This is a genomic window from Streptomyces sp. NPDC058955 (assembly GCF_042741435.1).
Taxonomy (GTDB): Bacteria; Actinomycetota; Actinomycetes; order Streptomycetales; family Streptomycetaceae; genus Streptomyces.
Genome location: NZ_JBHYKM010000033.1, coordinates 30,350 through 36,021, shown reverse-complemented (window position 1 = coordinate 36,021; position 5,672 = coordinate 30,350). Strand labels below are relative to the sequence as shown.

Annotated in this window: 3 protein-coding genes; 2 read left to right on the top strand and 1 reads right to left on the bottom strand. The window is 72.8% G+C overall.

Going from position 1 to position 5,672, the window contains the following annotated elements; translation table 11 throughout:
• Positions 1 to 143: 143 nt before the first annotated feature.
• On the bottom strand, positions 144 to 2,333 hold the full coding sequence (katG, locus tag ACFW1I_RS15625) for a catalase/peroxidase HPI (protein WP_384670053.1): 2,190 nt from the start codon (positions 2,331 to 2,333) through the stop codon (positions 144 to 146).
• Between the two features lie 276 nt (positions 2,334 to 2,609).
• Here katG and ACFW1I_RS15620 point away from each other — a divergent pair, with 276 nt between their 5' ends.
• Positions 2,610 to 3,425, top strand: a complete 816-nt coding sequence (locus ACFW1I_RS15620; protein ID WP_384670052.1) for an alpha/beta fold hydrolase — start codon at positions 2,610 to 2,612, stop codon at positions 3,423 to 3,425.
• Positions 3,426 to 3,587: 162 nt separating this feature from the next.
• Entirely contained in the window at positions 3,588 to 5,420 is a 1,833-nt protein-coding gene (locus ACFW1I_RS15615; protein WP_384670050.1) for an ABC transporter ATP-binding protein, read from the top strand.
• Positions 5,421 to 5,672 lie beyond the last annotated feature (252 nt).

Below are 5,672 nucleotides of genomic sequence, written 5' to 3'. Positions count from 1 at the left end.
CCACAAAACACCACCACCCCCACCCCCCCCCCCCCCCACACCACCCCCCCCCCCCCCCCCGCCCCCCGCCCCCCCCCCCCCCCCCCCCCCCCGCCCCCCCCCCCGGCCCGTGTCCGGGGCGGACCCGGCGCCGGCGGGGTGCCTCAGCGCAGGTCGAAGCGGTCCAGCTGCATCACCTTCGTCCAGGCGGCGACGAAGTCACGGACGAACTTCGCGCCCGCGTCCCGCGACGCGTACACCTCCGACAGGGCCCGCAGCTGGGCGTGGGAGCCGAAGACCAGGTCCACGGCGGTGCCCGTCCACTTCAGTTCGCCGGTGGCCCGGTCCCGGCCCTCGTAGACGTTCTCGTCGGACTCCGAGACCTTCCATTCCGTCCCCATGTCCAGCACATTGACGAAGAAGTCGGTGGTCAGGCTGCCCGGACGGTCGGTGAACACGCCGTGGCGCACCCCGCCGTGCCCGGTGTCCAGCGCCCGCATGCCGCCGATCAGCGCCGTCATCTCCGGCGCCGTCAGCGTCAGCATGCCGGCCCGGTCGAGCAGCAGCGTCTCCGGCGACAGCTTCTCGCCGGGCCGCAGGTAGTTGCGGAAGCCGTCGGCGCGCGGTTCGAGGACCGCGAACGACTCCACGTCGGTCTGCTCCTGGGAGGCGTCCGTCCGCCCGGGGGCGAACGGCACCGTCACCGGGTGGCCGGCCTCCTTCGCGGCCCGTTCGACCGCCGCGCAGCCGCCCAGCACGATCAGGTCGGCCAGCGAGATCCGGGTGTCGTCGCTCCGGCCGGCGGCGAACTCCTGCTGGATCGTCTCCAGGGTGCGGAGCGTCTCGGCCACCTCCGGCAGGTCGTTGACCGCCCAGTCCTTCTGCGGCGCGAGCCGGATCCGCGCCCCGTTGGCGCCGCCGCGCTTGTCGGTGCCGCGGAAGCTCGCCGCCGACGCCCAGGCGGTGGTGACCAGCTGGGGCACGGTCAGCCCCGAGGAGAGGATCCGCTCCTTGAGCGCGGCGATGTCCTCGTCCGAGACCAGCCCGTGGTCGACCGGCGGCACCGGGTCCTGCCACAGCTGCGGCTCCGGGATCCACGGGCCGAGGTACCGCGACAGCGGCCCCATGTCGCGGTGCAGCAGCTTGTACCAGGCCTTGGCGTACGCCTCCGCGAGCTGCTCCGGGTTCTCGTGGAAGCGGCGGGCGATCGGCTCGTACACCGGGTCCATCCGCAGCGACAGGTCGGTCGTCAGCATCATCGGCGCGTGCCGCTTCGACGCGTCGTGCGCGTCCGGGACGGTGTCCTGGGCCGCCGGGTCGGTGGGCTTCCACTGCTGCGCGCCGGCGGGGCTGGTGGTCAGCTCCCACTCGTACCGGAAGAGGTTGTCGAGGTAGCCGTTGTCCCACTGGGTCGGGCGGTTGGTCCAGGCGCCCTCCAGACCGCTGGTGAGGGCGTCGCCGCCGACGCCGGTGCCGGACGAGTTCTTCCAGCCGAGGCCCATCTGCTCGATCGGCGCCGCCTCCGGCTCCGGACCGATGAACTCGGGGCTCACCGCCCCGTGGCACTTGCCGAAGGTGTGGCCGCCGACGATGAGCGCGACCGTCTCCTCGTCGTTCATCGCCATCCGGCCGAAGGTCTCCCGGATGTCGCGGGCCGCGGCCAGCGGGTCCGGGTTCCCGTTCGGACCCTCCGGGTTGACGTAGATGAGGCCCATCTGGACCGCGCCGAGCGGCCCCTTCAGCTCCCGGTCGCCGGCGTAGCGCTCGTCGCCGAGCCAGGTGTCCTCCGGTCCCCAGAAGATCTCCTCCGGCTCCCAGATGTCCTCGCGGCCGAATCCGAAACCGAAGGTCCTGAACCCCATGGAATCCATCGCGCAGTTACCGGCGAAAACCAGGAGATCGGCCCAGGAGATCTTCTGTCCGTACTTCTGCTTGACCGGCCAGAGAAGACGGCGCGCCTTGTCCAGGCTCGCGTTGTCCGGCCAGCTGTTCAGCGGCGCGAATCGCTGTGCGCCGCTTCCGCCGCCGCCCCGGCCGTCGGCGATGCGGTACGTGCCTGCCGCGTGCCAGCTCATCCGGATGAAGAACGGACCGTAATGACCGTAGTCGGCGGGCCACCATTCCTGGGAATCCGTCATCAGGGCGATGACGTCCCGCTTCAGCGCCTCGACGTCGAGGCCCGCGAACTCCTTCGCGTAGTCGAAATCCTGGTCGAGGGGGTCGGCCTGCGGATCGTTCCGATGGAGTACGGAGAGGTCCAGCTGATTCGGCCACCAGTCCCGATTGGTCCGGGGCCGGGTGTCCTTCGGGGTGGGGGAGGAAATTGCCGGGTTCTCGCTCTCGCTGCCGGTCACGTACGGCCTTCTTCCTGTGTGCTCGCTCTTTCCCGCCGCCGGCCGGGATTCTCACGACGGCGCGTCCGTATGGTCGCGCACGCGCGTCCTCGCGGCCACGCGAACACGCAGGGCCGGACCGCGCGGAATTCACCGGAACGGCCGACCGCCCGACGCGGAGGCGTTCCTGTTGAGTCGCCGGAATCGCCTCCCTACGCTGGGAAGGGACGCGGTCCGCGCATTCCGGTGGCGCGGGAGGGCCGCGGTCCGGGAGAGCGAGCGCCGAGGAGGGTGCCGATGGCCGCCGTCGCCGTGCACCGCGCCGTCCTCGGCGACGGGCGCCCGACGCTCCCGTACGCGGAGGCGGGCCGGCCCGGGAGCGGGCCGCCGCTCGTCCTCGTCCACGGCTACGCCGACTCCTGGTGGACCTTCGAGCCGATGCTGCGGGCCATGCCGTCCGCCCTGCACGCCTACGCGCCGACCCAGCGCGGCCACGGCGACGCGGACAAGCCGGCGGACGGGTACCTCCCCGAGGACTTCGCCGACGACCTCGTCGCCTTCCTCGACCACCTCGGCATCGAGCGGGCCGTCCTCGTCGGCGGTTCCAGCGGCGGGGTGCAGGCCCGGATCGTCGCCGGCCGACGGCCCGACCGGGTCGCCGGACTCGTCCTCCTCGGCGTCCCGGCCCTGCTCGCCGACAAACCCGGCGTCCTCGACGTCTGGGAGACCGTGCAGGCCCTGGACGACCCGGTGGACCGGGCCTTCGCCGCCGACTTCACCCGCGGACTCGCCGTCGGCAGGGTGGCCCCCGGCTTCCTGGAGACCGTCGTCGACGAGAGCCTGAAGGCCCCGGCCCGCGTCTGGCGCGAGACCCTGCGCGGACTCCTGGAGACCGACCTCGTGGCCACGCTCACCGGGATCCTCGTCCCGACCCTCGTCGTCTGGGGCGACCGCGACCCGCTGCTCACCCGTTCGGACCAGCAGCTGATCCTGGACGCGATCCCCGACTCCCGGTTCCTCGTCCACGAGGGCGCCGGGCACGTCGTGTACTGGGAGGACCCGGACCGGGTCGTGCGCGAACTCGCCGCCTTCACCGCCGCGCTGCGCCCCTGAGTCGTACGCCCCCGGCCCCCGACAAGCCCCCTACACGCCCCTCGGCGCGCCCCCGCGTACGCCCCTCTGGTCCGCGTCCGCCCGGAAAATCCGTGGACCGCCCGGTCCGTCCTCCGCCACACTCCGTCACCGAACGTGTCGGAACGACGACGGAAGGTCGTGATGGGAACGTCAGAACAACGCGGCGGCGGACCGGGCAAAGGCCCCGTCCGCCTCGCGCTCCGCCATTACGGGGGAGAACTGCTGCGGCTCCGACGGGTGGCCGTGCCCGCGCTGCTGCTCCCGGCCCTCGGGAACATCGGCATCAACTACCTCGCGCCCCTCGTGGTCGCCAAGCTCGTCGGCCGGGTCGCCGACGGCGGCTCGACCACCCTCGACTCGGTCCTGCCCTACGCCCTCGCCTTCGCCGCCGTGCTGCTGCTCGGCGAGGCGCTGTGGCGGGTCGGACTCCACTGCCTCAACCGGCTCGACGCCCGCGGCATCGAGCACCTCTACGTCGTCGGGATGGACGAACTCTTCGCCAAGGACGCGGCGTTCTTCCACGACAACTTCGCGGGCTCCCTCACCAAACGGGTCATCAGCTTCGCCGCCCGCTTCGAGGACTTCGTCGACACCCTGACCTTCCAGATCATGGGCAGCCTCGTCCCGCTCCTGTTCGCCTCGGTCGTCCTGTGGCAGTACGACCCGCTGCTCGTCGTCGGACTGCTCGTCATGATCGCGCTCACCGCCGTCTGCGTGGTGCCGCTGATCCGCCGCCGGCAGGCCATCGTCGCCGAGCGCGAGGAGGCGATCGCCCGGGTGTCGGGGCACGTCGCCGACGTGCTGATGAACATGGACACCGTCCGCTCCTTCGCCGCCGAGGAGCGGGAGGCCGCCGAACACCGGTCCCGCGTCGCCGAGTCGCGCCGGATCACCCTGCGCTCCTGGGACTACGGCAACCTGCGCATCGACACCCTCGTCGCGCCGCTCTCCGTCGTCACCAACGTCCTCGGCCTGGTGCTCGCCCTGATGCTCGGGGCGGGGGAGCGGGGCGTGGAGGCGATCATCGTGGCGTTCACGTACTACGCCAACGCCACCCGCATCATGTTCGAGTTCAACCAGATCTACCGGCGCCTCGAAAGCTCCATGACGGAGGCCGCCCAGTTCACCGAACTCCTCCTGGAGCCGCCGACCGTCGTGGACCCGCCGCACCCCGAGCCGCTGGTCCACCGATCCGGCGCGGTCCGCTTCGAGGGCGTGCACTTCGCCCACCGGGGTGCGAAGCCGCTCTTCGAGGGGCTCGACCTGGACGTGCCCGGCGGCACCAAGGTCGGCTTCGTCGGCCGCTCCGGCGGCGGCAAAACCACCCTCACCCGGCTGCTGCTGCGGATGACGGACGTCGACGGCGGCCGGATCCTGATCGGCGGTCAGGACATCAGCCGCATGCGCCAGTCCGACCTGCGCGGCCTCATCGCCTCCGTACCGCAGGACCCGGCGATGTTCCACCGCACCCTCAGGGAGAACATCGCCTTCGCGCGGCCCGGGGCCACCGAGGCCGAGATCCGCCGGGCCGCCGAGGCCGCCCACGTCACCGAGTTCGCCGACGCGCTCCCCGACGGCTTCGACACCCTGGTCGGCGAGCGCGGGGTGAAGCTCTCCGGCGGGCAGCGGCAGCGGGTCGCGCTCGCCCGGGCGATCCTGCGCGACGCGCCGATCCTCCTCCTCGACGAGGCCACCAGCGCGCTCGACTCCGAGAGCGAACTCCTCGTCCAGGACGCGCTCTGGCGCCTGATGGAGGGCCGCACCGCGCTCGTCGTGGCCCACCGGCTCTCCACCGTCGCCGGCATGGACCGGCTCGTGGTGCTCGACCGCGGCCGGATCGTCGAGCAGGGCGACCACCACCAACTCCTCGCCGCCGAGGGCGCGTACGCCAAGCTCTGGCAGCACCAGTCGGGCGGCTTCCTCGACGACGCCCCGACCGGACGGACCGGACCGGAGGCCACCGTGTCCCACTGACCGGTCACCCGCCCGACCAGCGGGTCCACCCGGCCCGACGGTCCCGGCGGCTGCGGGCGGTGCGGGTGCGGACACGGTCCGCGTCTGCCAGCCTGGTGCTTGCGTGCCGGCACAACGCCTTGACGGAAACCGTCCGTGCCCCCCCCGCCCGGCGGGGGGCGGGGCGACGGCGGAACGGCGCGGGCCTGGTCATCGGGGCCGCCCGGGAGGGGGGCGGGGGGCCCCCGGGGCTGCCCCCCGCCCCGGCCCGGG

Bases quoted from the DNA above. Each gene is read 5' to 3' on its own strand.
- ACFW1I_RS15620 (WP_384670052.1), top strand. From the start codon at position 2,610: ATGGCCGCCGTCGCCGTGCACCGCGCCGTCCTCGGCGACGGGCGCCCG.
- ACFW1I_RS15615 (WP_384670050.1), top strand. From the start codon at position 3,588: ATGGGAACGTCAGAACAACGCGGCGGCGGACCGGGCAAAGGCCCCGTC.